Consider the following 21,894-nt stretch of genomic DNA (forward strand, 5'->3'; position numbering starts at 1 on the left):
TATTTATAATTATTATACTACAGGTCATGGGTCAAGTAAAGCAATCACTTCTTAATGTTTCACGTGAAACATTAAATTTATAATTTCAGCAATAGATTTTTTGTGTGCAAATCAAAAGTAAATTGCTGTGCTGAAAAATTATGAAAAATGTACAATAAAAAGAAATGTTTCACGTGAAACATTTTATGGAATAATAATGAAAATATGATATAATATAAAAGTATCTACTATGATGAGTTGTATTAGGAGGCAAACATGGGGAGAATTATTGCAATTGCCAATCAAAAGGGTGGAGTAGGAAAGACAACTACTGCCATTAATCTTTCTTCATCCCTTGCCAGTATGGGCAAAAAAGTACTTTCACTTGATATGGATCCACAGGGAAATATGACTAGTGGATTAGGTGTTGATAAGGATGAAGCTGAAAAGACAGTTTATGATCTTATTATAGGCAATGCAGGGGTAGAAGAGTGCATTTGTAGAGATGCATTGGAAAATATAGATGTGCTGCCATCTAATATTGATCTTTCTGCAGCAGAGATAGAATTAATAGGCGTGGACAATAAAGAATATATTCTTAAAAATGAAATTGATAAAGTCAAAGATAATTATGATTTTATTATTATAGATTGTCCGCCGGCTCTCAGCATGCTGACAATAAATGCAATGACTACTGCTGATTCAGTTATCGTACCTATACAGTGTGAATACTACGCACTTGAGGGATTGAGCCAGTTAATACATACAATAGAACTGGTAAAAGAGAGACTGAATCCGCATCTTGAAATAGAAGGCGTCGTATTCACTATGTATGACGCAAGAACAAATCTGTCACTTCAGGTTGTTGAAAATGTAAAAGATAATCTGAACCAGAATATATACAAAACTATAATACCGAGAAATATCAGGCTTGCAGAGGCGCCGAGTTATGGTATGCCAATTAATCTCTATGATCCAAAATCTACAGGAGCAGAAAGCTATATGCTGTTAGCAGAAGAAGTAATCAATAAAGGAGAAGAATAGATATGGCAGTAAAGAGAAATGGACTGGGAAAAGGTCTGGACAGCCTGATCCCTAATAAAAGCAGTAAAGCACCATCATCTGATGAAAAGCAGACTCCAAATACTGAAAAAGCAGAAGAAAGTACAGGTACAGGGGAAATTCTGGTCAAAATTAACGAGGTAGAGCCAAATAGAGATCAGCCAAGAAAGGATTTTGATGAAGATTCCCTTATGGAACTTGCCGACTCTATTAAGCAATTCGGCATTTTACAGCCTCTTATAGTTCAGAAGAAGAAAGACTATTATGAAATCATAGCAGGTGAAAGAAGATGGAGAGCTGCCAAATTGGCAGGTATAAAAGAAGTTCCTATTATAGTAAAGGAATACACCAACCAGGAAATAGTAGAAATCTCCCTTATCGAAAATATTCAGCGGGAAAATCTGAATCCAATAGAAGAAGCGATGGCATATAAGAGACTCCTTGAAGAATTTAACCTTAAGCAGGATGAAGTGGCTGAAAGAGTGTCAAAGAGCAGAACTGCGGTTACTAATTCTATGAGGCTCCTAAAGCTCAGTGAGCGTGTACAGCAAATGATCGTGGATGACATGATCAGTACAGGACATGCAAGAGCTCTTCTTGCTATCGATGACGAAGAACAGCAATATATGCTTGCAAATAAGATTTTTGATGAAAAATTGAGTGTACGTGAGACGGAAAAACTGGTTAAGACACTAAAAAATCCTAAGAAAGAAGTAAAAAAAATCAAACAAGAACGCATGTTCGTCTACAATGATCTTGCAGATCATATGAAAAATATCATTGGAACGAAAGTAAGTGTCAATCCAAAAGCGAATGGAAAAGGAAAAATAGAGATAGAATATTATTCAGAAGATGAACTGGAAAGAATATACGATCTGATAATGTCTATTCAGAATAAATAAATGGAGAAAAGAAAAGGGAAAAAGACGGTGAAGAAGAGGGAGATATATGATTAAAAGGAGATGTATATTAGATGAATGGAATACTGGGGAGTCTTGGGATTGACCCTTTTTATTTGTTTATAGTTGTATTTATATTACAGATAGTTTTGATTGTTCTTCTTGTTATATTATATAATAAATATAAGCGTTTGCAGAAAAGCTACTCGACGTTTATGAAAGGGAGAAATGGAAAAAATCTTGAAAAAAGCATCTTTAAAAAATTTGCAGAACTGGAAGAAATATCAGAACTTGTAAGAGAAAATGAAGAGAAAATAAAAGGAATCTCTAAAAAAATGGAAAGTCATTACCAGAAAGTAGGAATCGTAAAGTACGATGCATTTCACGAAATGGGTGGAAACTTAAGCTTTGCACTTACTATGCTGGATGAGAATGACAATGGATGGATTTTCAATGCCATGCACAGCAGAGAAGGTTGTTATACCTATATTAAAGAAATCGTAAAAGGTGAAAGTTATATCGAACTTTCAGAAGAAGAGCAGCAATGCCTGGAAAAAGCAATCTATCAGGAAGAATATGATATAAAAGATATGAAAGAATAAGAAGAATGAGAGGACAAACAATATGTTAGACATCAAATTTTTAAGAACAAATCCGGATATTGTAAAGCAAAATATCAAGAATAAATTTCAGGATGAAAAGCTTCCTTTGGTGGATGAAGTAATCGAACTTGACCAGAGAAACAGAGAGATTAAGCAGGAAGTGGAGGCACTTCGTGCTGAGAAGAACAAAGCTTCAAAACAGATCGGTGCTATGATGGCACAGAAAAAATTTGATGAAGCAGAGGCATTAAAAAAGAAAGTATCCGAGAGCGCAGGAAGAATCGATGAACTTTCAGTCGAGGAAAAAGAAGTAGAAGAGAAGATCAAAAAGATCATGATGACAATTCCGAATATCATTGATCCGTCTGTTCCGATTGGAAAAGATGACAGTGAGAATGTTGAGCTTGAGAGATTCGGTGACCCTGTCGTACCCGATTTTGAGATACCATATCACACTGATATTATGGAATCATTTGAAGGAATCGATCTTGACAGTGCCAGAAAAGTTGCAGGAAACGGATTCTATTATCTGATGGGAGATATTGCAAGACTTCATTCAGCAGTTATTGCGTATGCCCGTGATTTTATGATCGGAAGAGGATTTACGTACTGCGTGCCGCCATTTATGATCAGAAGTAATGTAGTAACAGGCGTTATGAGTTTTGCAGAGATGGACGCTATGATGTACAAGATCGAAGGAGAAGATCTTTATCTGATCGGTACAAGTGAGCACTCCATGATCGGAAAATTCATCAATACACAGCTTACTGAAGATCAGCTTCCTCAGACACTGACAAGCTATTCACCATGTTTCAGAAAAGAAAAAGGCGCGCATGGTATAGAAGAACGAGGTGTATACAGAATTCATCAGTTTGAAAAACAAGAGATGATCGTTGTATGTAAACCGGAAGAAAGTATGGAGTGGTATGATAAATTATGGAAAAATACTGTAGATCTGTTCCGCTCGATGGATATTCCGGTACGTACATTGGAATGCTGTTCAGGAGATCTTGCGGATCTTAAAGTAAAATCTGTCGATGTCGAGGCATGGTCTCCGCGTCAGAAAAAATACTTTGAGGTAGGAAGCTGCTCAAATTTAGGTGATGCTCAGGCAAGAAGACTCGGAATCCGTGTCAAAGGAGAAAACGGAAATTATTTTGCTCACACATTAAATAATACGGTAGTCGCACCGCCAAGAATGCTTATTGCATTCCTTGAAAATAATCTTCAGGCAGACGGCTCTGTACGCATTCCGGAGGTGCTGAGACCGTATATGGGCGGGAATGAAAAGATCATTCCGAAAAAATAGTCTGGGGCAGAAGAATATGAGGTAGATAAAAAGCAAATGCATCAATATCTAAAAGCAATCGGATTCAATAATATCCGGGCAAGAAATGATCTTATCAGCATACTTGATGATGTACAGGAGAATTTTAATCATCAGACAATCGTATCCTATCGTCCCGGCGAAGACTTTTGTGAGGTCAGAAAGGACTATGGACAGTGTATGGGAATATCTCTGTGTGGAGAGCTGGATGAAAATGATGTCTTTGAACCGGCATATTATTTTCCATATTTCCAGGGAAGCGGAATTAGTACTTATTCAGAAATTGCAGTAGAACGCAAGATAGAAAAAGAACAGTATGTCGGAATGTGCGAGGATTCCAGAATCGGGATCAGCCTGATATTTACACTGCAGAATGGAATTGAGTATATGAGAGAGCGTCAGGCAGGGTTTGTAGATAATCTGACGACTTCAGTGACGCTCTCAGGATTATCTCTTTCAGGTACTATATTGCTTCCGGTGATAAAAGATGAAAGTCGTCTCAAGAGCGAACGAGAAGCTTCTGATAACAGAAAGATGCTTCTGAATGCCGCGAGAAACGGAGATCAGACAGCGATAGAAACCTTGACACTGGACGATATTGATACTTATTCTCAGGTGTCACGAAGACTTGTAAATGAAGATGTATTCTCCATTGTTGATACGTATTTTATGCCGTATGGAATAGAATGTGATTTATATTCAATCATGGGTGAAATTCTGGCTGTCAGAAAGAGGAAAAATACATTGACCGGAGTAGAAGTGTACCAGATGAAGCTGAATGTAAATGAACTGCAGTTTGATGTCTGTGTACCGACAGAGTCAGTAATGGGAGAGCCGGAAATCGGACGGAGATACAAAGGTACGATCTGGCTGCAGGGGTATATTAATTTCTGATAAAGTTGTTGAGAAATACAAAGAAATATGGTATATTAAATAATGCGTCTGGGACAGATGTAAAAATAATATAAGATAAAAACAGTTGTATCACAGACTGTTTTTATATAAGTTTCCGTAGCTCAGCAGGATAGAGCGACCGCCTCCTAAGGTGACGTCGGAACGTCCGCCTGAGTCAAAGAGGAAAAAAGTCAACAGTTCGACAAAATAGTTAAAAACAGCGATAAAAAGCTGTTTTTATATAAGTTTCTGTAGCTCAGCAGGATAGAGCGTCCGCCTCCTAAGGTGACGTCGGAACGTCCGCCTGAGTCAAAGAGGAAAAAAGTCAACAGTTCAACAAAATAGTTAAAAACAGCGATAAAAAGCTGTTTTTATATAAGTTTCTGTAGCTCAGCAGGATAGAGCGTCCGCCTCCTAAGCGGAAGGCCGGCGGTTCGAATCCGCCCAGGAACGTAACCGAGAAGCCGAAAATTCCTTGAAAAATCAAGGTTTTCGGCTTCTTTCAATTTCTGAAAAAATCCGAACACTAAACCTAACGGCGATTAGCAGTTCACAATTTGCTAATCGGACTCTGAACTGTACAATTCCATTAGCTGCTAATAATTAGCAGAAATGAAAGGATTTTTGCTAATGAAAAACGGCTTCCTGCTAATCAGAGCAAAATTTCTGCAAAAAATCCTGCTAATCAAAAAGTTGTACGTTCCTGTTTCAATGAAAATAAATCAAAGTAAATAGCGTTATAAATACATAGAGCACTTATGCTTTTTCAATGAATGAAATGCATGAGTGCTCTATATTTTTGCTCAAAATCAGATTCGAAGGAGGAACAGTATGGAATTCAATGAATTCAGAGAAAAGGTGAAGGTAGCTCTGCCGGACTTTCTCACGGACGATCTTAGAAACGCGGAGATCAAAGATACTGCCGTGAACAAGCTGCAGGGCGAATCGTATTCGGGAATCTCTATTACGCCGGAAGGAAGCCGTGTAGGAGTAAGTATCAATCTGGAAGACGCTTTTCTGGATTATCAGACGGGAAGCCAGTTTACCGCAGTGATGAACAGACTGGCAGATACGCTTGTAGGAACACTGGGAGAACGGAATCAGTTTGATCTTGGATTCCTTGCGGATTACAGTGCGGTGAAAAATATGCTCACAGTAGAAGTGGTTGGAAAAGATCAGAATGCCGAGATGCTTCAGTCTGTACCGCATCAGGAAATGGAAGATCTCGCTGCAGTCTACCGGATTGATCTCGGTGAAACGGAGAACGGAAATGCATCGGTTCTTATCACAAATGAGATGATGCGTAATTATGGTCTTACACAGGATCAGCTTCATCAGGATGCACTTGATGCATCGCAGCACACAATGAAACATAACATTCGGAGTATGGATGAAGTGCTTATGGGAATGGTGCAGAGTATGGGAATTGATCAGGAACAGCCGGTCATGTTTTCCAGTCCTTTGTATGTTGCGACAACGGAACGGGATATGTATGGAGCAGGTGTACTGGCAGTTCCGTCTTTCTTTGACGATGCCGCTGAGAAACTGGACGGGAACTTTTATGTTCTGCCCTCATCTGTGCATGAAATTCTGCTGCTTCCGGACCGTTTCGCACCTGAGCCTCAGTTTTTAAAAGAAATGGTTCAGGATGTCAATGCAAATGAGGTAGATCCGAAAGACCGCCTTTCCGACAATGTGTATCACTATGATGCAAAAGAAAGGATCTTTGAACTGGCTGAGAAATATGAGTGCCGGATGGAAGAAAAATCAAAAGATAAAAAACAGGAGAGACATTCTGTGTTATCTGAACTGGGGAATAAGCAGAAAGAGTGCTCCGGATTTGAGAAGAAACCGGGGCGTACACCGAAAAAGACAGAGATGGAGATCTGAGGAAGGAGAGAGGCATGGCATACGGACAATATACCGAGGATAAGCCGAAAGACTGCCGTTACTGTTACTTCTGGGGCGGAAAGAAAAAGAGGTGTATGCTCGATTCCTGTTATTATCAGCGGAAGCCGGAGAATGTAAACAGTGAGTGTTACGGCTGTCCTTACGGGCGCGCTCAGCCCTGCATCGGATGGTGTACCAGAAAAATACTCCGTGATAAGTAATTCGGATATAGATGCAGGCATATGGAAAAGGCAGTGGAGTGGAAATGGATTTTGATTTTTATTATGGGCTGCAGTCTCAGACCTTCTCCTTCTACCGGATACCGAAACTGCTGTTTACTGATTCCAGATTCTCTTCCCTGTCTGCTGAAGCAAAGACACTGTATGGAATTCTTCTGGACCGGATGGATCTGTCCATGAAAAACGGGTGGCTTGATAAACAGAACCGGGTCTATCTGTTTTTTACTGTACAGGAGATTCAGGAGTCGCTCGGGTGTGGAAAGAACAAAGCAATTCAGTTGATGAAGGAATTAGAAAAAGAGGGATTGATTGAACGTAAACGGCAGGGGATGGGAAAGCCAAGTTTCGTATATGTGAAAAATATCCTTTCCTGTCCGGAATTGGAATATAAGAGGTTTAAAAATCAAACTTTCGGAGGTTTGGAAAATAAACTTCAAGAGGTTGGAAAATCAAACCCTAATCATACTGATTATAGTCAGACTGATCAGAGTCAGAACAATCAATCCTATCCGGCAGATCGTCATAGCGAAAGAGAGGATCGGGAAACAGATGATAATGTGGTTGATGCGATCAGAAAGAGGGAAGACTACTGCAGATATTTTCGTGAAGAGCTTGGTATTGATGTCTTAAAAGCAGAGTATCCGTCTAATGCAGATATGCTAGAGGAACTATTTGAACTGATCGTAGATACGGTATGCAGCTCAAGGGCTTTTATCCGTATCGGGAAGGAGCAGCTTCCGACAGAGATTGTCAGAAGCAGGATGATGAAACTGAACGCAGAGCATATCCGTTACCTGATTTCCTGCCTGAATGAGAATACGACAAAAATCCGGGATATCAGGCAGTATCTCCTGACCGCTCTCTACAACGCACCGGCGACAATCAGCACTTATTATAATCAGTTGGTTCAGCATGATATGGCGAAAGGTCTGATCTAACGAAAGAATGACAGGAAGAAAAGAGGTGAAACTTTGGCAAAGAAAGGAACAGTAACAGCCGTGGTTAACCAGAAAGGGGGGACCGGCAAAACGACTACGTGCGAGAATCTCGGAATCGGGCTTGCAATGGAGGGGAAAAAGGTGCTTCTGGTTGATACAGATCCGCAGGCATCCCTGACAATCAGTCTCGGGTATCCTGTGCCGGATCGTATTTCCCCTACTCTGTCGGATCTGATGAAGAAGATTGTCTCAGATCAGCCGATCGAATCAGGCGAAGGGATTCTCCACCATCCGGAAGGTGTCGATCTTGTACCGGCAAATATTGAACTGGCAGGAATGGAAGTTTCCCTTGTGAACGTAATGAGCAGGGAGAGTGTTTTAAAACAGTATCTGGACAGTGTGAAGAAAGAGTATGATTTTATTCTTCTGGACTGTATGCCGTCTCTCGGGATGCTGACGATCAATGCACTTGCAGCTGCGGATAATGTGATCATTCCGGTTCAGGCTCAGTATCTTCCTGCAAAGGGATTGGAACAGTTGCTGCAGACTGTAAACAAAGTGAAGCGCCAGATCAATCCGAAGCTTCGGATTGAAGGAATCCTTCTGACAATGGTGGACAGCAGGACGAACTATGCAAAGGATATCAGTGCATTGATCCGAGAGAATTACGGGGGAAAGCTGAAAGTATACCAGACGGATATTCCCCGCTCTGTCCGGGCGGAGGAAATCAGCGCGGAAGGGAAAAGTATTTTCAGGCATGACCCGAAAGGAAAAGTAGCGGAGGCGTACCGTGTGCTGACAAAGGAGGTGCTGCAGAATGCCGAGAAAAGGCGTAAACGTCAGCTTGAGCAGTTACGATGATATATTTTCCACGGAACAGAGCCGGACGGAGGCAGGGCAGGAGCACGTGCAGGAAATCCCGTTGGAAGAGCTGCATCCCTTTGAGGGGCATCCGTTTAAGGTACTGGACAATGAAGAGATGGATAAGACAGTGGAGAGCGTCCGGACGCTCGGAATTGTTACGCCGCTGATCGCACGTCCTGACCCGGAGGGAGGATATGAGATCATATCCGGGCACAGAAGACATCATGCCGCGGAACTGGCGGGAAAAGAGACCGTGCCGGTAATTGTCCGGGAGATGGACGATGATGCAGCCATCATCCTTATGGTTGATGCAAATCTTCAGCGTGAAAACATCCTTCCCAGTGAAAGGGCTTTCGCCTATAAGATGAAACTGGAAGCGGTGAAACATCAGGGGGAACGGTCGGATTTAACTTGTCGACAAGTTGTCGACAAGTTAAAAGCGGCGGATATTGTAGGAGAAAAATCCGGAGAGAGCGGCAGGCAGGTGCAGCGGTATATCCGGCTTACGGAACTGATCCCGCAGCTCCTGGATATGGTGGATCATAAGCAGCTGGCATTCAATCCGGCAGTGGAACTGTCTTATCTGAAAAAAGAGGAACAGGAACAGTTTTTAGAAGCAATGGAATATGCACAGGCAGCGCCGTCGCTCTCGCAGGCTCAGAGGGTGAAAAAGCTCAGCCAGTTCGGAGAGTGTACGCTTGATGCCATGTGCGACATTATGGATGAAGTGAAAAAGGGAGATCTTGACCGGATCACGATCAGGAATGATGTACTGAAAAAGTATTTCCCGAAATCATATACTCCGAAGCAGATGGAAGATACGATTATTCGGCTGTTGGAGCAGTGGCAGAAAAAGAGACAGAGAAGTCAGGAGCGGTAGAAAGACAGGGCACCAGAGAATGGTGCTTTTATTTATGCAGAAAAAGGAGAAAGAATGAGCGAGAAGAATTTTACAATCTATGCAACAGGCGGAACGAATGTATTTATTCCCGTTTTATCGGATGACCCGAAGCAGGTAAGCAGGGTGTTGGACAGCCTGAAAAGATGCTACGGGGATGATGACAGTGAAGAGATTCAGGCGGCGATCTCATTCGTAAGCGATTATCTGGACGATCTGATCCCGGAAAGTGAGAAAAAGTTTTCCGGAGGGAATAACAGGAAAGAAACGAGGAACGGAGTTGTGATGTCGGTTGTTCCGGGGAAAGAGCCGCAGTTGATGGCGGAGGACGAATTTTATAAGAACCATACCGATTATGATGAGCGCGTGCAGATACTGTGCGCATCGGATCTCACGGTTATGCTTGAGTACAACCACAGAAAAGTGCTGACTTTGGGAGAAGAAAAATATCTGGTCGGCGACGCTGCCCTCTATGGGTATGATTCCAAGAAGCATGAGGTTTATATTGATCCGGATATGGTAGAAGATCTCCGGAATGATATCGAAGAAAGAACCGTTATGCTCAGTACAGGCAGCGAGGATTTCCCTGCCATCCGGATTTAGACAGATGGGCAGGAAAGCAGGTGTTTGATAATGGGAAAGACCATCGGAGAACGGATTGAAGAAATGAGGATACAGGCAGGGGCGAAGAACTACAAAGGGCATGACTATATGGATCTGAGCCGTTTTGCAGATGATACAAGGCATATGATCATATTTGATGTTGTATCAGATGATTCCCCGTGGGGAAGCAAGGGGGACAGGATGCGTCTCTATCTGAATGATGCAGGATATGGAAAAGCAATGCAGTTGCAGAAAGAAGAGATGATCCGTATCCGCAGCCATGCAAAAGTTTTTGCCGGTCATCTTTATTATGATCAGAAATCAATGGACCGCTGAATTTCAGATGAAACAGGAAGGGGGATAATGCTTGCAGGAAGAAGTGGAAAACAGATCGGTCAATCTGGCAATTACTACGACAAAACTGACAGCGCGGGCAATTTGCAGCGGTATTAGAAAATACCTGCAGCACCGCGGGAAAATAAAAACGAGAAAAGCAGCAGATAAAGCGGCAAAAAGAGCTGCGCCCATCCATGGAAAGCAGACGGTGAAGCAGCTGATCCGGCAGAATCAGGGAGTAAGCAGTATGGATATCGCTAAATCCGGGATTAAGGATTTTGAGCGGATTGCCAGACGGTACGGTGTTGATTTTGCCGTGACAAAGGATAAGTCTGTACAGCCGCCCAGATATACCGTCTTCTTTAAAGCAAAGGATGCAGATGCACTGACATCGGTTTACAAAGCATACAGTGTGAAGATTATGAAGAAACGGAGCAGACCGAGTGTACTTGCACAGCTTCAGAAATTCAAAGCTCTGGCTGCAGGAGTTCCGAGGAAAGTACGGGAAAAGATACAGGAGCGCGGGAGATGATGAATACGAAAGAGATAAAACGCCTTATGATCCTGAATATTCCCTACGTGATTCTCGGACTTCTGGCTACGAATCTCGGGGAAGCATGGAGACTGGCGGCGGGCACAGACATTTCGAAAAAAATCCTTGCACTGTTCGGAACGATTCCGGCGGCATTCGGGAATCCCCTGCCGAGTATGCACCCGGCAGACCTGTGCGTAGGACTGGTGTGCGGAGCCGCACTTCGTACTGCGGTATATCTTCGCAGTAAGAATGCAAAAAAATACCGGCACAATGTGGAGTATGGGTCGGCGCGTTGGGGAACGGCAAAAGATATCGAGCCGTTTATGGCGCCGAAATTTGAGGATAATGTGATCCTTACGGAGACAGAGTGTCTGATGATGAGCAACCGCCCGAAGAATCCGAAGTATGCCAGAAATAAGAACGTGCTGATTGTGGGCGGCTCCGGTTCAGGCAAAACAAGGTTCTGGCTGAAACCGAATCTCCTTCAGATGCACAGTTCCTATGTGGTTACTGATCCGAAAGGAAGTATCGCGGTGGAATGCGGGAATGCACTTTTGAAGAATGGATATCGGATCAAGATTATGAATACGATTAATTTTAAAAAGTCGATGCATTACAATCCTTTCGCTTATATTCATTCAGAAAAAGATATCCTGAAACTGGTGACTACACTGATCGCCAATACAAAAGGCGAAGGGAAAGCCGGGGATGAATTCTGGACGAAAGCGGAGACGCTGCTGTATTGTGCGCTGATCGGCTATCTGCATTATGAAGCTCCGGAGGAAGAACAGAATTTTGCAACACTGATCGAGTTTATCAATGCCATGGAAGTCCGGGAAGATGATGAAGATTTCCAGAACCCGGTGGATCTGATGATGGAGGAACTGGAAAAGAAAAATCCGAATCATTTCGCAGTGCGTCAATATAAGAAATACCGCTTAGCCGCGGGAAAAACTGCGAAGTCGATTCTGGTGGGCTGCGGGGCAAGGCTTGCGCCCTTTGATATTCAGGAACTGCGGGAGATTACAGCTTATGATGAGTTGGAACTGGATACTCTGGGAGACAAAAAAACAGCGCTGTTTCTTATCATGTCAGATACAGACAGCACCTTCAATTTCCTGATATCCATGATCTATACACAGCTTTTCAATCTGCTGTGTGAAAAAGCGGATGATGTGTACGGCGGCAGGCTCCCGGTTCATGTGAGATGTCTGATTGATGAGTGCGCCAATATCGGACAGATTCCAAATCTGGAAAAGCTGGTGGCAACAATCCGAAGCCGTGAGATTTCCGCCTGTCTGGTACTGCAGGCGCAGAGCCAGTTGAAAGCGATTTATAAGGATCACGCAGATACGATCATCGGAAATATGGATTCCCGGATTTTCCTGGGTGGCTCAGAGCCGACGACGCTGAAAGAGCTGAACCAGTCGCTCGGAAAAGAGACCATCGACACGTATAACACAGGGGAAAGCCGAGGGCGGGAGACGTCTCATTCCCTGAATTATCAGAAACTCGGGAAGGATCTTGCTACAATTGACGAACTGGCTGTGTTGGATGGAAGCAAATGTATTTTGCAGCTGAGAGGTGTGAGACCGTTCCTTTCGGATAAGTATGACCTGACGCAGCATCCGAATTATAAGCTGACATCTGACTATGATCCGAAGAATGCGTTTGATATCGAGAAGTTTCTGAATCACAGGCTGAAGCTTAAGGCGGATGATGTATACGATGTAGTGAATGTGGATGAAGATGAGGTGTAGATGGTAACTGAATATGAAAGATACTGTTCCGGCATACCGCCGTAGCGATACTCCTTCCGAATGAATACCGGGAGGATTTTTTTGCGCAGAAAAAGGTTTGAAGAAATGGGAGGAAAGACAATATGGAATTTTTCAACAGTGCAGTAACTGTATTACAGACACTTGTAGTGGCTCTTGGAGCGGGGCTTGGCATTTGGGGAGCAATCAATCTGCTTGAGGGATATGGAAATGATAATCCGGGTGCGAAGTCGCAGGGTATGAAACAGTTAATGGCGGGCGGCGGTGTCGCGCTGATCGGAATTACACTTGTTCCGCTGCTTTCCGGGCTGTTCGGATAAGAAAAAATCTCAGGGTATGACTATAGTTATACCCAGTGGCGGTGAAAGCCGCCACTACATAACTCATAGTATTCACGTTTGAAATATGATATAATTTGGATAAAATATTGCAGAAAATACAAAGGAGAAAATATGCCGAGTAATATTAATATATTAAGAATTTCAACAAGATTCCATGAGTTATTTGAAGAGTTTATTGATATGAGGGATTTTCCTAATGATCAACAATCACATTTTGAAACTAGAGCATTAGCGGCGACAGTATTAATGATAAAGTGTGGATTAGATCCAAGTGGAGCATCAAGCTATATAACTGATGGTTATCGTGATATGGGAATTGATGCAATCTATTTAGATGATAATCAAAAAAAATTGTTTGTTGTACAAAGTAAATGGCGCAATTCAGGAAATGGAGCCATTACTCAAGAAGAAGTATATTCATTTGTTGAAGGTATTAAGCGTATATTGGAATTTGATCTTAATGGAGCAAACACGAAAATACAATCTAGGAAAGACGATATAGAGACTGCTATTACAAAAATAGGCTATCAAATACAAGCTATATATGTTCATACAGGAAATGAGAATGCAGACGCATATACCTTACGTCCAATAAATGAATTAATGTCAAGAACAAATGATGAAGTAAGTACTATACTAGGATTTGAAGAACTCACATATAAAGAAATTTATACTTTTTTGGCACAAGGAAGTAATGCGGAAAATATAATTCTTGATGACGTGGTATTGCATAATTGGGGTAAAATTGAAGACCCTTATGTCGCATATTATGGAATCATTTCAGCATCAGCTCTTGGAGAATGGTATAATGAATATGGAAATGCGTTATTTGAAAAAAATATAAGATTCTATAAAGGGCGAACAGACGTAAATGAAGGAATAAAAAAAGTGTTACTTCAAAATCCTGAAAATTTTGTCTATTATAATAATGGAATTAAAATGTTGTGTAAATCCATTAAAAGAAAAGCTTTAACAAGTACTAATAATATTACAGGAATATTTACACTCGAGGGAGTTTCTCTCGTAAACGGCGCACAAACTACAGGAAGCATTTGCGAGGCTTACAATGAACGCCAAGAACAAGTTGAAAAAGCATATGTAATGATTCAACTCATAGATTTAACAGGAGTTTCTGAAGAAACAACATTACAGATTACAAAATTATCAAATACTCAAAATAGGATTGAGAATAAAGATTTTGTAGCATTAGATCCTGTTCAAGAAAAAATAAGACAGGAATTGAGTTTTTCTCATTTCACATATTTATATAAAGGGGGAGATGAAATCAATGACATGAGGAAGCAAATTACTTCTGATGAAGCAATTATAGCTTTGGCGTGTCTATGGGAAGATCTATCTTATTCTACTATGGCAAAAAGAAATGCGGGAGCTTTGTCGGAAGATATTAATAAGACACCGTATAAGGCATTAATTAATCCTTCAACAAATTCTTTTCATTTGATTAATTCAGTACTGATATTAAGAGCAACTGAAGAGTATTTGCAGAGCAAAAAGACCGGTTTATCTGGAAAAGAGTATCTTGTATGTACTCACGGAAATAGATTTATAGAACATTGGATACTTCAAGAATTAAAAAATAAAGAAGGATTTTCTGAAAGAGTCATAGGAGATTTTGAAGAAGATGTAAGAAATATTGTTGACACAATGGTTCCTTTAATAATACAGCAGATTAATACTTATTATTCAGAATCATATCCTGCTAATATTTTTAAAAATGTTACGAAGTGTAAAGAGATCGAAAGACATTTATTATCGGGAAATGATTAAAAAGAATATATTGAGGATTAATGAGAAATACATAACAGTCTTGTACCCACGTACAGGGCTGTTTTTTTGTCTGGCCAGACAAAGCAACCATTCATCCGCGCTTGTTTTCAGGCGCATCAGACAAAAGGGAGGTATTTCTTTATGGCATTTTTCAACAGTGCAGTCGGTGTTCTTCAGACTCTTGTAGTAGCTCTCGGTGCCGGTCTTGGTATCTGGGGAGCAATCAATCTTTTGGAAGGTTACGGAAATGACAATCCGGGTGCGAATGCTCATGTACGGTAAGGAAGCAAGCAACCGAAAACAAGAGATAGACCGCCAGCACTACACTATTCCGAACCAAAGACCAAAAGATAAGCATTGTGGGAAAATCTAAACTTTTGGATTTTCCTACAATGCCAACTACGGCGGAATCCCTCCCACTCCTTATATCTTTCTGTATACATTGAATTTGTATTTAGTAAAATGCAGACAACACCACGGATCGGCTTTTGGTTGGACAATTCCAACCAAACACCACAGCAGACAGCAGAAAACATTCTGAACGCTAGGAAGCCGGTATGATTGTTACATATAAGGGGAAGAAAAATTTCTTTTAGGTACTTGCTTTCCTAAAACTGATGTGATACAATGATTTAATCCAGAAAAGGAGTAAAAAATATGCGGCAAGGTATTCTTAAATAAAACTATAATCAAATAGTGGGAACAAAGGATTATGATAGCTCCTTTTGTAGGGGCTTAGTTTTTTGTACCCAATTTAAGAATACTTTTGCCTTATCAATTTTGACATATCCCCAAAAACAGCAATCACAAACAGGTGTATGCTGTATATGTGTATGTCCGCAACTTATAATCCCCAGTGGTAAAAGTATTTTACTGCTGGGGATTTTTATGCCCTTTGGGGCTGTAAAGGGAGGACAATCACATGAAAATAATCAATATTGGAATTCTTGCCCATGTAGACGCTGGAAAGACGACCTTGACGGAGAGCCTGCTATATGCCAGCGGAGCCATTTCAGAACCGGGGAGCGTCGAAAAAGGGACAACGAGGACGGACACCATGTTTTTGGAGCGGCAGCGTGGGATTACCATTCAAGCGGCAGTCACTTCCTTCCAGTGGCACAGATGTAAAGTTAACATTGTGGATACGCCCGGCCACATGGATTTTTTGGCGGAGGTGTACCGCTCTTTGGCTGTTTTAGATGGGGCCATCTTGGTGATCTCCGCTAAAGATGGCGTGCAGGCCCAGACCCGTATTCTGTTCCATGCCCTGCGGAAAATGAACATTCCCACCGTTATCTTTATCAACAAGATCGACCAGGCTGGCGTTGATTTGCAGAGCGTGGTTCAGTCTGTTCGGGATAAGCTCTCCGCCGATATTATCATCAAGCAGACGGTGTCGCTGTCCCCGGAAATAGTCCTGGAGGAAAATACCGACATAGAAGCATGGGATGCGGTCATCGAAAATAACGATGAATTATTGGAAAAGTATATCGCAGGAGAACCAATCAGCCGGGAAAAACTTGCGCGGGAGGAACAGCAGCGGGTTCAAGACGCCTCCCTGTTCCCAGTCTATCATGGCAGCGCCAAAAATGGCCTTGGCATTCAACCGTTGATGGATGCGGTGACAGGGCTGTTCCAACCGATTGGGGAACAGGGGGGCGCCGCCCTATGCGGCAGCGTTTTCAAGGTTGAGTACACCGATTGCGGCCAGCGGCGTGTCTATCTACGGTTATACAGCGGAACGCTGCGCCTGCGGGATACGGTGGCCCTGGCCGGGAGAGAAAAGCTGAAAATCACAGAGATGCGTATTCCATCCAAAGGGGAAATTGTTCGGACAGACACCGCTTATCAGGGTGAAATTGTTATCCTTCCCAGCGACAGCGTGAGGTTAAACGATGTATTAGGGGACCAAACCCGGCTCCCTCGTAAAAGGTGGCGCGAGGACCCCCTCCCCATGCTGCGGACGACGATTGCGCCGAAAACGGCAGCGCAAAGAGAACGGCTGCTGGACGCTCTTACGCAACTTGCGGATACTGACCCGCTTTTGCGTTGCGAAGTGGATTCCATCACCCATGAGATCATTCTTTCTTTTTTGGGCCGGGTGCAGTTGGAGGTTGTTTCCGCTTTGCTGTCGGAAAAATACAAGCTTGAAACAGTGGTAAAGGAACCCTCCGTCATTTATATGGAGCGGCCGCTCAAAGCAGCCAGCCACACCATCCATATCGAGGTGCCGCCCAACCCGTTTTGGGCATCCATAGGACTGTCTGTTACACCACTCTCGCTTGGCTCCGGTGTACAATACGAGAGCCGGGTTTCGCTGGGATACTTGAACCAGAGTTTTCAAAACGCTGTCAGGGATGGTATCCGTTACGGGCTGGAGCAGGGCTTGTTCGGCTGGAACGTAACGGACTGTAAGATTTGCTTTGAATACGGGCTTTATTACAGTCCGGTCAGCACGCCGGCGGACTTCCGCTCATTGGCCCCGATTGTATTGGAACAGGCATTGAAGGAATCGGGGACGCAGCTGCTGGAACCTTATCTCTCCTTCATCCTCTATGCGCCCCAGGAATACCTTTCCAGGGCTTATCATGATGCACCGAAATACTGTGCCACCATCGAAACGGCCCAGGTAAAAAAGGATGAAGTTGTCTTTACTGGCGAGATTCCCGCCCGCTGTATACAGGCATACCGTACTGATCTGGCCTTTTACACCAACGGGCGGAGCGTATGCCTTACAGAGCTGAAAGGATATCAGGCCGCTGTCGGTCAGCCGGTCATCCAGCCCCGCCGTCCAAACAGCCGCCTGGACAAGGTGCGCCATATGTTTCAGAAGGTAATGTAAAGATACATAATCGTCAAGACGGCAACAATCAGAAGTTATGGAGGGTAACAATGGAATATAGTAAGGAAGATTTAATGGAAGCAAAAAAGCAAATTTGGGGAGTGGGAGAGAACATGGGAACAGAGGAAAGTAAAAAAATCTGGGAGGAGAACGCACAATTTTGGGATAATGCAATGGGTGACGAATCTAATGAATTTCACAGAGAGGTAGTGCGTCCCAAAGTAACGGAACTTCTATCTCCTAATCCTGCGGATTACATTTTGGATATTGCGTGTGGCAATGGAAATTATTCTTCGTATCTTGCACAAAGAGGCGCTTCGGTTGTCGCTTTTGATTACAGCAAAAAAATGATAGAATTGGCTAAAAGACGGCAATCACAATATGCAAAACAAATTGAATTTTGTGTGGCGGATGCGACCGATAGAAAAAGTATATTAGAATTAAAAAGAAATCGAGCCTTTACGAAAGCAGTTTCTAATATGGCAATTATGGATATTACGGATATTGAACCACTTCTTATGGCTGTTTATGAACTGTTGCAGGAAAGCGGAATTTTTGTCTTTGCAACGCAACACCCTTGTTTTGTCACGTTGACTGAAAAATATATGACACCGCACAGTTACTATGATATAGCGATTGAAGGGCAACCGAAAGAGCAGATTTATTATCATCGTTCCATACAAGATATTTTTAACCTTTGTTTTAGAGCTGGATTTGTCATTGATGGATTTTATGAAGAATGTTTTAAAACCAACAAAGAAATTCCTATGGTAATGATAGTAAGGCTTAAGAAGGTAAAACGTGATAGCTTAAAATAAATTCAAGTTTGTCGGGTAAATAGCAAACCCAGCCGAGCCAGTCAACGGTCAAGATGAACGGCGCATATGCGCAGCCGTTGACAGCCCCGCCCGCCTTTGCTGGTAGGCAATCAAGGGGCGACAGCAAGAAGTGCCACCGCCCCGCACTATTATTCAGAAAGGGGAATTTCCATGACCGACCAGATAGCCTATCAAGAATATATCCAGCGCAGGTACAACGCCTTTTGCAAGACTGTTATCCGCTGTGCCGCCTTGGACAAGATTTTGAAGCTTAAACGGCAATGGGAACGGCAAGTTTCCCTTGACTATCTGATGAACGAGAAGTTTGTCCAGTTTGCCGCGTCGGAGCCGGACGAGGAATACCCATTTACCGTCTGCGGTCAGACCGTCCTGCTCTGCAACGCCGCCCTTGCCGACGCGATCTCTGTTTTGCCGGAGCAGACGCGGGAAGAAATCCTGCGCTATTACTTTCTGCGCCAGCCGCAGCGCGTGATCGGCGCGTGTATTGGCCGGTCACGCAGCACAGCGGGGCGGCATATCCAGCTTGCCTTGCAGCGGCTACGCGAAGAAATGGGGGTGAGCCGGTATGAGTAGACTTCTCCCCTATGAAACAATCCTCAACGGCCTGACCGTAGACCGGGCGCAGGCGTTGGGGGAACAATTCTGTAAAGAGCATTTTCCCGGCCACCAGGCCCTTGTCTGCACCCACCCGGACGGGCATAACCACAGCGGCAACATTCATGTGCATATCGTCATAAACAGCCTGCGGATTGAGGAAGTGCCGTTCCTGCCCTACATGGACAGGCCGGCCGATACGAAAGTCGGCTGCAAGCACCGATGTACCGACGCTGCCCTGCGCTACTTCAAATCCGAAGTCATGGAGATGTGCCACCGGGAGGGGCTTTATCAAATCGACCTCTTGAACGGCAGCAAGAACCGCGTCACCGACCGGGAGTATTGGGCGCAGAAAAAGGGACAGGCCGCGCTGGACAAGCAGAACGCCCCCATGATTGCCGATAGTATCACGCCCCGGCAGACCAAGTTTGAAACGAACAAGGAGAAGCTGCGGCAGACCCTACGGAAAGCCCTTGCCACCGCCGCCAGCTTTGACGAGTTTTCCTCTCTGTTGCTGCAGGAGGGTGTGACCGTCAAGGAGAGCCGGGGGCGGCTTTCCTACCTCACGCCGGACAGGACAAAGCCAATTACCGCCCGGAAGCTGGGCGACGATTTTGACCGCGCCGCTGTCTTTGCCGTTTTAGAGCAAAACGCCGCCAGAGCAGCCGAAGCGCCAGCCAGATCCCCCGATCCCCCACGCACCATAAAAGACCGCTTGCAGGTTGCCAGAGCCGAGATAGCCGCCCCGAAACAGGACGGAGTGCAGCGGCTTGTGGACATTGAGCAGAAAATGGCCGAGGGCAAAGGCCGGGGCTATGAACGCTGGGCGAAGATACACAATCTGAAGCAGGCCGCCAAAACGCTGTCCGTCTACCAGCAATACGGCTTTACTTCCCCGGAGCAGTTAGAAGCCGCCGTTGACACCGCCTATCAGAAAATGCGCCAGACCAGCGGCGAACTGAAAGCACTGGAAACGAAGCTGCAAGGGAAAAAGAAGTTGCAGCGGCAGGTGTTGGCCTACGCCCAGACCAAGGCCGCCCGCGACGGGCTGCGGGCACAGAAATCCGAGAAGCGCATGTGTTATCAGGCATCGTAATCTCCATATGTTCAAAGACTAAATATAAATCAATTTGATTTTTGATTGTAAATGCAAACGGTTTGGTACTATTCCAATTTATTTCATCCAAAAGCATGTATTCTGGAGCTGCACAACTATAATCTTCCCAATTTCTGATATCATAGAAATAATTGGGAGTTGTGCTGAAATTAATTTTAGAGATTATTTCTTTTGTTATGGTACGAAAATCTGAATTATAATCGTAATTTGGAAGATAATCCTTATCATTATTTAATTTCTCGAATGAAAATGAATAAAACGGTAAAACATTTATTGTATTTTGGCAAGAATTAGTTTGTTTAAACCAAGTTATAACTTGTATAGACATTTCACACCTCGATTTTTGAAGAAATATAGTTGGTAAGAGATCCTATTGTACAGAATATTTCTACAAAGTCATCTTCAATTGGATCAAAGAATAAACCAAAATTATCCTCGATTGATACTTGTAAAGAAATAATAGAAAAAGAATCCATTTGTAAATCTGCGGCAAGTTTGGTTTCGTCATTTGTAAGTAAATCTTTCAATTCTTCCAAATGAGGAAAGGTGTCTAAAATTATGAGTGCAAGTTGTTCTTTAATATTCGAAGTAATCATGGTTAGCCTCCATTTATAAATTCTGTATCTATTTTGTTCCTAAGAAGGTGTAGCCCTTCTTTAGGGTCAAAAATGTATATAACTGGCAAAGGATGAGTTAAGAATAAATAATATCCTTCGGTTACTGAATAAGCGCCAGCATTTTCAAAACAAAGAATGTCTCCCTCTTTGAGTAATCCCAGTTCATGATTATGAACTAGTATATCTGAGGCTGAACAAAGGGAACCACAAATGGTATATTGAGCACTTTCATTTCTTAAAGGGTATTGCTTTATATATGGTAAGCGTCGGCCATATAATTGACCATAATAATTAATTTGATGCGTGCCGCCATCAACTATAGCAAAAAGTTTTCTATTGCGTTCCCGTAGTTCTACGACTTTAGTGTAGTATTGCCCGCAAGATGCAGCAATTTTTCTTCCAAATTCATACTCTATATTAAAATTTTTGAATGTGGTTTCAAGATCATTAATAATAGTTGGTAGTAGTTCTTCGTTAGGAACTCTATGATCATTAAAATAATGAACTGGGAATCCAACTCCTACTGTTATTTCATGTATATCTATGGAAGTGACACTGTCTACGGTCATTTTAAGTTGACTAATGTATGATTTGATTTTTTCAACTTCAAAATTTTGTGTTCCCATATACATGTGGAAGCCCTTAATGTACTTAGAGCAGTCAGTAATATTAATCAATTCATGTATTTCATCTAGTTCCATTCCGAATTGATTTCCGATATTTACTCTTAGTAAGATATGAATATTCTTAGATTCAGTTTTATTTAATTGTTCTTGTATAAGATGCCATTGATGCGTGGATTCAATGACGTATCTAGTCACTCCATATTCCAATGCTTGTTTAATATATTTTGAGTTTTTATTCACTCCAGCAATTGTGATTTTTTGAGGAGATATATTTTTTTCTCTTATA

At 42.8% G+C, this 21,894-nt stretch carries 22 protein-coding genes, 1 tRNA gene and 1 pseudogene; 22 read left to right on the forward strand and 2 right to left on the reverse strand.

The window, feature by feature from the left end; genetic code table 11:
- Positions 1–255 precede the first annotated feature (255 nt).
- The 22 genes and pseudogenes from FNY66_RS08055 to FNY66_RS08170 form a co-directional block, all read left to right on the forward strand.
- Positions 256–1,023, forward strand: a complete 768-nt coding sequence (locus FNY66_RS08055) for a ParA family protein (protein ID WP_087149875.1) — start codon at positions 256–258, stop codon at positions 1,021–1,023.
- A gap of 2 nt (positions 1,024–1,025) precedes the next feature.
- The gene (locus tag FNY66_RS08060; protein WP_150310796.1) at positions 1,026–1,943 is read left to right on the forward strand and encodes a ParB/RepB/Spo0J family partition protein; all 918 of its coding nucleotides are present in this window, start codon (positions 1,026–1,028) and stop codon (positions 1,941–1,943) included.
- A 71-nt stretch (positions 1,944–2,014) separates the two neighbouring features.
- On the forward strand, positions 2,015–2,542 hold the full coding sequence (locus tag FNY66_RS08065) for a DUF4446 family protein (protein ID WP_087149877.1): 528 nt from the start codon (positions 2,015–2,017) through the stop codon (positions 2,540–2,542).
- A gap of 22 nt (positions 2,543–2,564) precedes the next feature.
- Positions 2,565–3,851: a serine--tRNA ligase gene (gene serS, locus FNY66_RS08070; protein ID WP_087149878.1), complete on the forward strand. Its 1,287-nt coding sequence runs from the start codon at positions 2,565–2,567 to the stop codon at positions 3,849–3,851.
- 36 nt (positions 3,852–3,887) lie between these two features.
- A complete protein-coding gene (locus FNY66_RS08075) occupies positions 3,888–4,763 on the forward strand; it encodes a DUF3881 family protein (protein WP_087149879.1) in 876 nt (291 codons plus the stop codon).
- Positions 4,764–5,142: 379 nt separating this feature from the next.
- Positions 5,143–5,216: transfer RNA gene (locus FNY66_RS08080), tRNA-Arg, on the forward strand.
- A 378-nt stretch (positions 5,217–5,594) separates the two neighbouring features.
- Positions 5,595–6,653: a DUF5688 family protein gene (locus FNY66_RS08085; protein WP_150310797.1), complete on the forward strand. Its 1,059-nt coding sequence runs from the start codon at positions 5,595–5,597 to the stop codon at positions 6,651–6,653.
- Positions 6,654–6,667: 14 nt separating this feature from the next.
- Positions 6,668–6,874 (forward strand): hypothetical protein, encoded by a 207-nt coding sequence (locus tag FNY66_RS08090; RefSeq protein ID WP_150310798.1) that lies wholly within the window; start codon positions 6,668–6,670, stop codon positions 6,872–6,874.
- Between the two features lie 44 nt (positions 6,875–6,918).
- Positions 6,919–7,830 carry a DUF6017 domain-containing protein gene (locus tag FNY66_RS08095; protein ID WP_150310799.1) on the forward strand — a complete coding sequence of 304 codons (912 nt, stop codon included), beginning with the start codon at positions 6,919–6,921 and terminating at the stop codon, positions 7,828–7,830.
- A gap of 33 nt (positions 7,831–7,863) precedes the next feature.
- Positions 7,864–8,691 carry a ParA family protein gene (locus tag FNY66_RS08100; RefSeq protein ID WP_150310800.1) on the forward strand — a complete coding sequence of 276 codons (828 nt, stop codon included), beginning with the start codon at positions 7,864–7,866 and terminating at the stop codon, positions 8,689–8,691.
- Positions 8,648–9,574: a ParB/RepB/Spo0J family partition protein gene (locus tag FNY66_RS08105; RefSeq protein WP_150310801.1), complete on the forward strand. Its 927-nt coding sequence runs from the start codon at positions 8,648–8,650 to the stop codon at positions 9,572–9,574. Before FNY66_RS08100 ends, FNY66_RS08105 begins: the two co-directional genes overlap by 44 nt.
- 54 nt (positions 9,575–9,628) lie before the next feature.
- Positions 9,629–10,195, forward strand: a complete 567-nt coding sequence (locus tag FNY66_RS08110; protein ID WP_150310802.1) for a hypothetical protein — start codon at positions 9,629–9,631, stop codon at positions 10,193–10,195.
- Positions 10,196–10,225: 30 nt separating this feature from the next.
- The gene (locus tag FNY66_RS08115; protein ID WP_408631286.1) at positions 10,226–10,531 is read left to right on the forward strand and encodes a DUF5720 family protein; all 306 of its coding nucleotides are present in this window, start codon (positions 10,226–10,228) and stop codon (positions 10,529–10,531) included.
- Between the two features lie 31 nt (positions 10,532–10,562).
- Entirely contained in the window at positions 10,563–11,063 is a 501-nt protein-coding gene (locus tag FNY66_RS08120; protein WP_150310804.1) for a PcfB family protein, read from the forward strand.
- Complete coding sequence (locus tag FNY66_RS08125) at positions 11,063–12,826, forward strand: VirD4-like conjugal transfer protein, CD1115 family (protein WP_150310811.1); 1,764 nt, start codon at positions 11,063–11,065, stop codon at positions 12,824–12,826. The genes FNY66_RS08120 and FNY66_RS08125 overlap by 1 nt, the downstream gene beginning before the upstream one ends.
- Before the next feature lie 122 nt (positions 12,827–12,948).
- Positions 12,949–13,164, forward strand: coding sequence for a Maff2 family mobile element protein (locus tag FNY66_RS08130; protein WP_002585510.1), 216 nt, complete (start codon positions 12,949–12,951; stop codon positions 13,162–13,164).
- A gap of 132 nt (positions 13,165–13,296) precedes the next feature.
- The gene (locus FNY66_RS08135; RefSeq protein WP_150310805.1) at positions 13,297–14,973 is read left to right on the forward strand and encodes an AIPR family protein; all 1,677 of its coding nucleotides are present in this window, start codon (positions 13,297–13,299) and stop codon (positions 14,971–14,973) included.
- Between the two features lie 141 nt (positions 14,974–15,114).
- Positions 15,115–15,255 (forward strand): Maff2 family mobile element protein, encoded by a 141-nt coding sequence (locus tag FNY66_RS08140; RefSeq protein ID WP_009533774.1) that lies wholly within the window; start codon positions 15,115–15,117, stop codon positions 15,253–15,255.
- Between the two features lie 640 nt (positions 15,256–15,895).
- The gene (tet(W), locus tag FNY66_RS08150) at positions 15,896–17,815 is read left to right on the forward strand and encodes a tetracycline resistance ribosomal protection protein Tet(W) (protein WP_002586627.1); all 1,920 of its coding nucleotides are present in this window, start codon (positions 15,896–15,898) and stop codon (positions 17,813–17,815) included.
- Positions 17,816–17,865: 50 nt separating this feature from the next.
- Positions 17,866–18,633, forward strand: a complete 768-nt coding sequence (locus FNY66_RS08155; RefSeq protein WP_002586626.1) for a class I SAM-dependent methyltransferase — start codon at positions 17,866–17,868, stop codon at positions 18,631–18,633.
- 171 nt (positions 18,634–18,804) lie between these two features.
- Entirely contained in the window at positions 18,805–19,227 is a 423-nt protein-coding gene (locus tag FNY66_RS08165; RefSeq protein WP_002586616.1) for a sigma-70 RNA polymerase sigma factor region 4 domain-containing protein, read from the forward strand.
- Between the two features lie 25 nt (positions 19,228–19,252).
- A pseudogene (locus tag FNY66_RS08170) lies at positions 19,253–20,320 on the forward strand (relaxase/mobilization nuclease domain-containing protein); the annotation flags it as partial.
- A 374-nt stretch (positions 20,321–20,694) separates the two neighbouring features.
- Here FNY66_RS08170 and FNY66_RS08175 read toward each other — a convergent pair.
- Both FNY66_RS08175 and FNY66_RS08180 read right to left on the reverse strand, forming a co-directional pair.
- Positions 20,695–20,961, reverse strand: coding sequence for a hypothetical protein (locus tag FNY66_RS08175; RefSeq protein WP_150310806.1), 267 nt, complete (start codon positions 20,959–20,961; stop codon positions 20,695–20,697).
- 2 nt (positions 20,962–20,963) lie between these two features.
- On the reverse strand, positions 20,964–21,894 hold a 931-nt coding region (locus FNY66_RS08180), incomplete at its 5' end, for a type III PLP-dependent enzyme domain-containing protein (RefSeq protein ID WP_150310807.1).

It is taken from the genome of Mediterraneibacter catenae, from assembly GCF_008691045.1.
GTDB lineage: Bacteria > Bacillota > Clostridia > Lachnospirales > Lachnospiraceae > Mediterraneibacter > Mediterraneibacter ornithocaccae.

Bases quoted from the DNA above. Each gene is read 5' to 3' on its own strand.
- FNY66_RS08130 (WP_002585510.1), top strand. From the start codon at position 12,949: ATGGAATTTTTCAACAGTGCAGTAACTGTATTACAGACACTTGTAGTG.
- FNY66_RS08055 (WP_087149875.1), top strand. From the start codon at position 256: ATGGGGAGAATTATTGCAATTGCCAATCAAAAGGGTGGAGTAGGAAAG.
- FNY66_RS08075 (WP_087149879.1), top strand. From the start codon at position 3,888: ATGCATCAATATCTAAAAGCAATCGGATTCAATAATATCCGGGCAAGA.
- FNY66_RS08115 (WP_408631286.1), top strand. From the start codon at position 10,226: ATGGGAAAGACCATCGGAGAACGGATTGAAGAAATGAGGATACAGGCA.
- FNY66_RS08085 (WP_150310797.1), top strand. From the start codon at position 5,595: ATGGAATTCAATGAATTCAGAGAAAAGGTGAAGGTAGCTCTGCCGGAC.
- FNY66_RS08090 (WP_150310798.1), top strand. From the start codon at position 6,668: ATGGCATACGGACAATATACCGAGGATAAGCCGAAAGACTGCCGTTAC.
- FNY66_RS08065 (WP_087149877.1), top strand. From the start codon at position 2,015: ATGAATGGAATACTGGGGAGTCTTGGGATTGACCCTTTTTATTTGTTT.
- FNY66_RS08165 (WP_002586616.1), top strand. From the start codon at position 18,805: ATGACCGACCAGATAGCCTATCAAGAATATATCCAGCGCAGGTACAAC.
- FNY66_RS08110 (WP_150310802.1), top strand. From the start codon at position 9,629: ATGAGCGAGAAGAATTTTACAATCTATGCAACAGGCGGAACGAATGTA.
- FNY66_RS08140 (WP_009533774.1), top strand. From the start codon at position 15,115: ATGGCATTTTTCAACAGTGCAGTCGGTGTTCTTCAGACTCTTGTAGTA.
- FNY66_RS08155 (WP_002586626.1), top strand. From the start codon at position 17,866: ATGGAATATAGTAAGGAAGATTTAATGGAAGCAAAAAAGCAAATTTGG.
- FNY66_RS08105 (WP_150310801.1), top strand. From the start codon at position 8,648: ATGCCGAGAAAAGGCGTAAACGTCAGCTTGAGCAGTTACGATGATATA.
- FNY66_RS08060 (WP_150310796.1), top strand. From the start codon at position 1,026: ATGGCAGTAAAGAGAAATGGACTGGGAAAAGGTCTGGACAGCCTGATC.
- FNY66_RS08095 (WP_150310799.1), top strand. From the start codon at position 6,919: ATGGATTTTGATTTTTATTATGGGCTGCAGTCTCAGACCTTCTCCTTC.
- serS (WP_087149878.1), top strand. From the start codon at position 2,565: ATGTTAGACATCAAATTTTTAAGAACAAATCCGGATATTGTAAAGCAA.
- FNY66_RS08125 (WP_150310811.1), top strand. From the start codon at position 11,063: ATGAATACGAAAGAGATAAAACGCCTTATGATCCTGAATATTCCCTAC.
- FNY66_RS08135 (WP_150310805.1), top strand. From the start codon at position 13,297: ATGCCGAGTAATATTAATATATTAAGAATTTCAACAAGATTCCATGAG.
- FNY66_RS08175 (WP_150310806.1), bottom strand. From the start codon at position 20,961: ATGATTACTTCGAATATTAAAGAACAACTTGCACTCATAATTTTAGAC.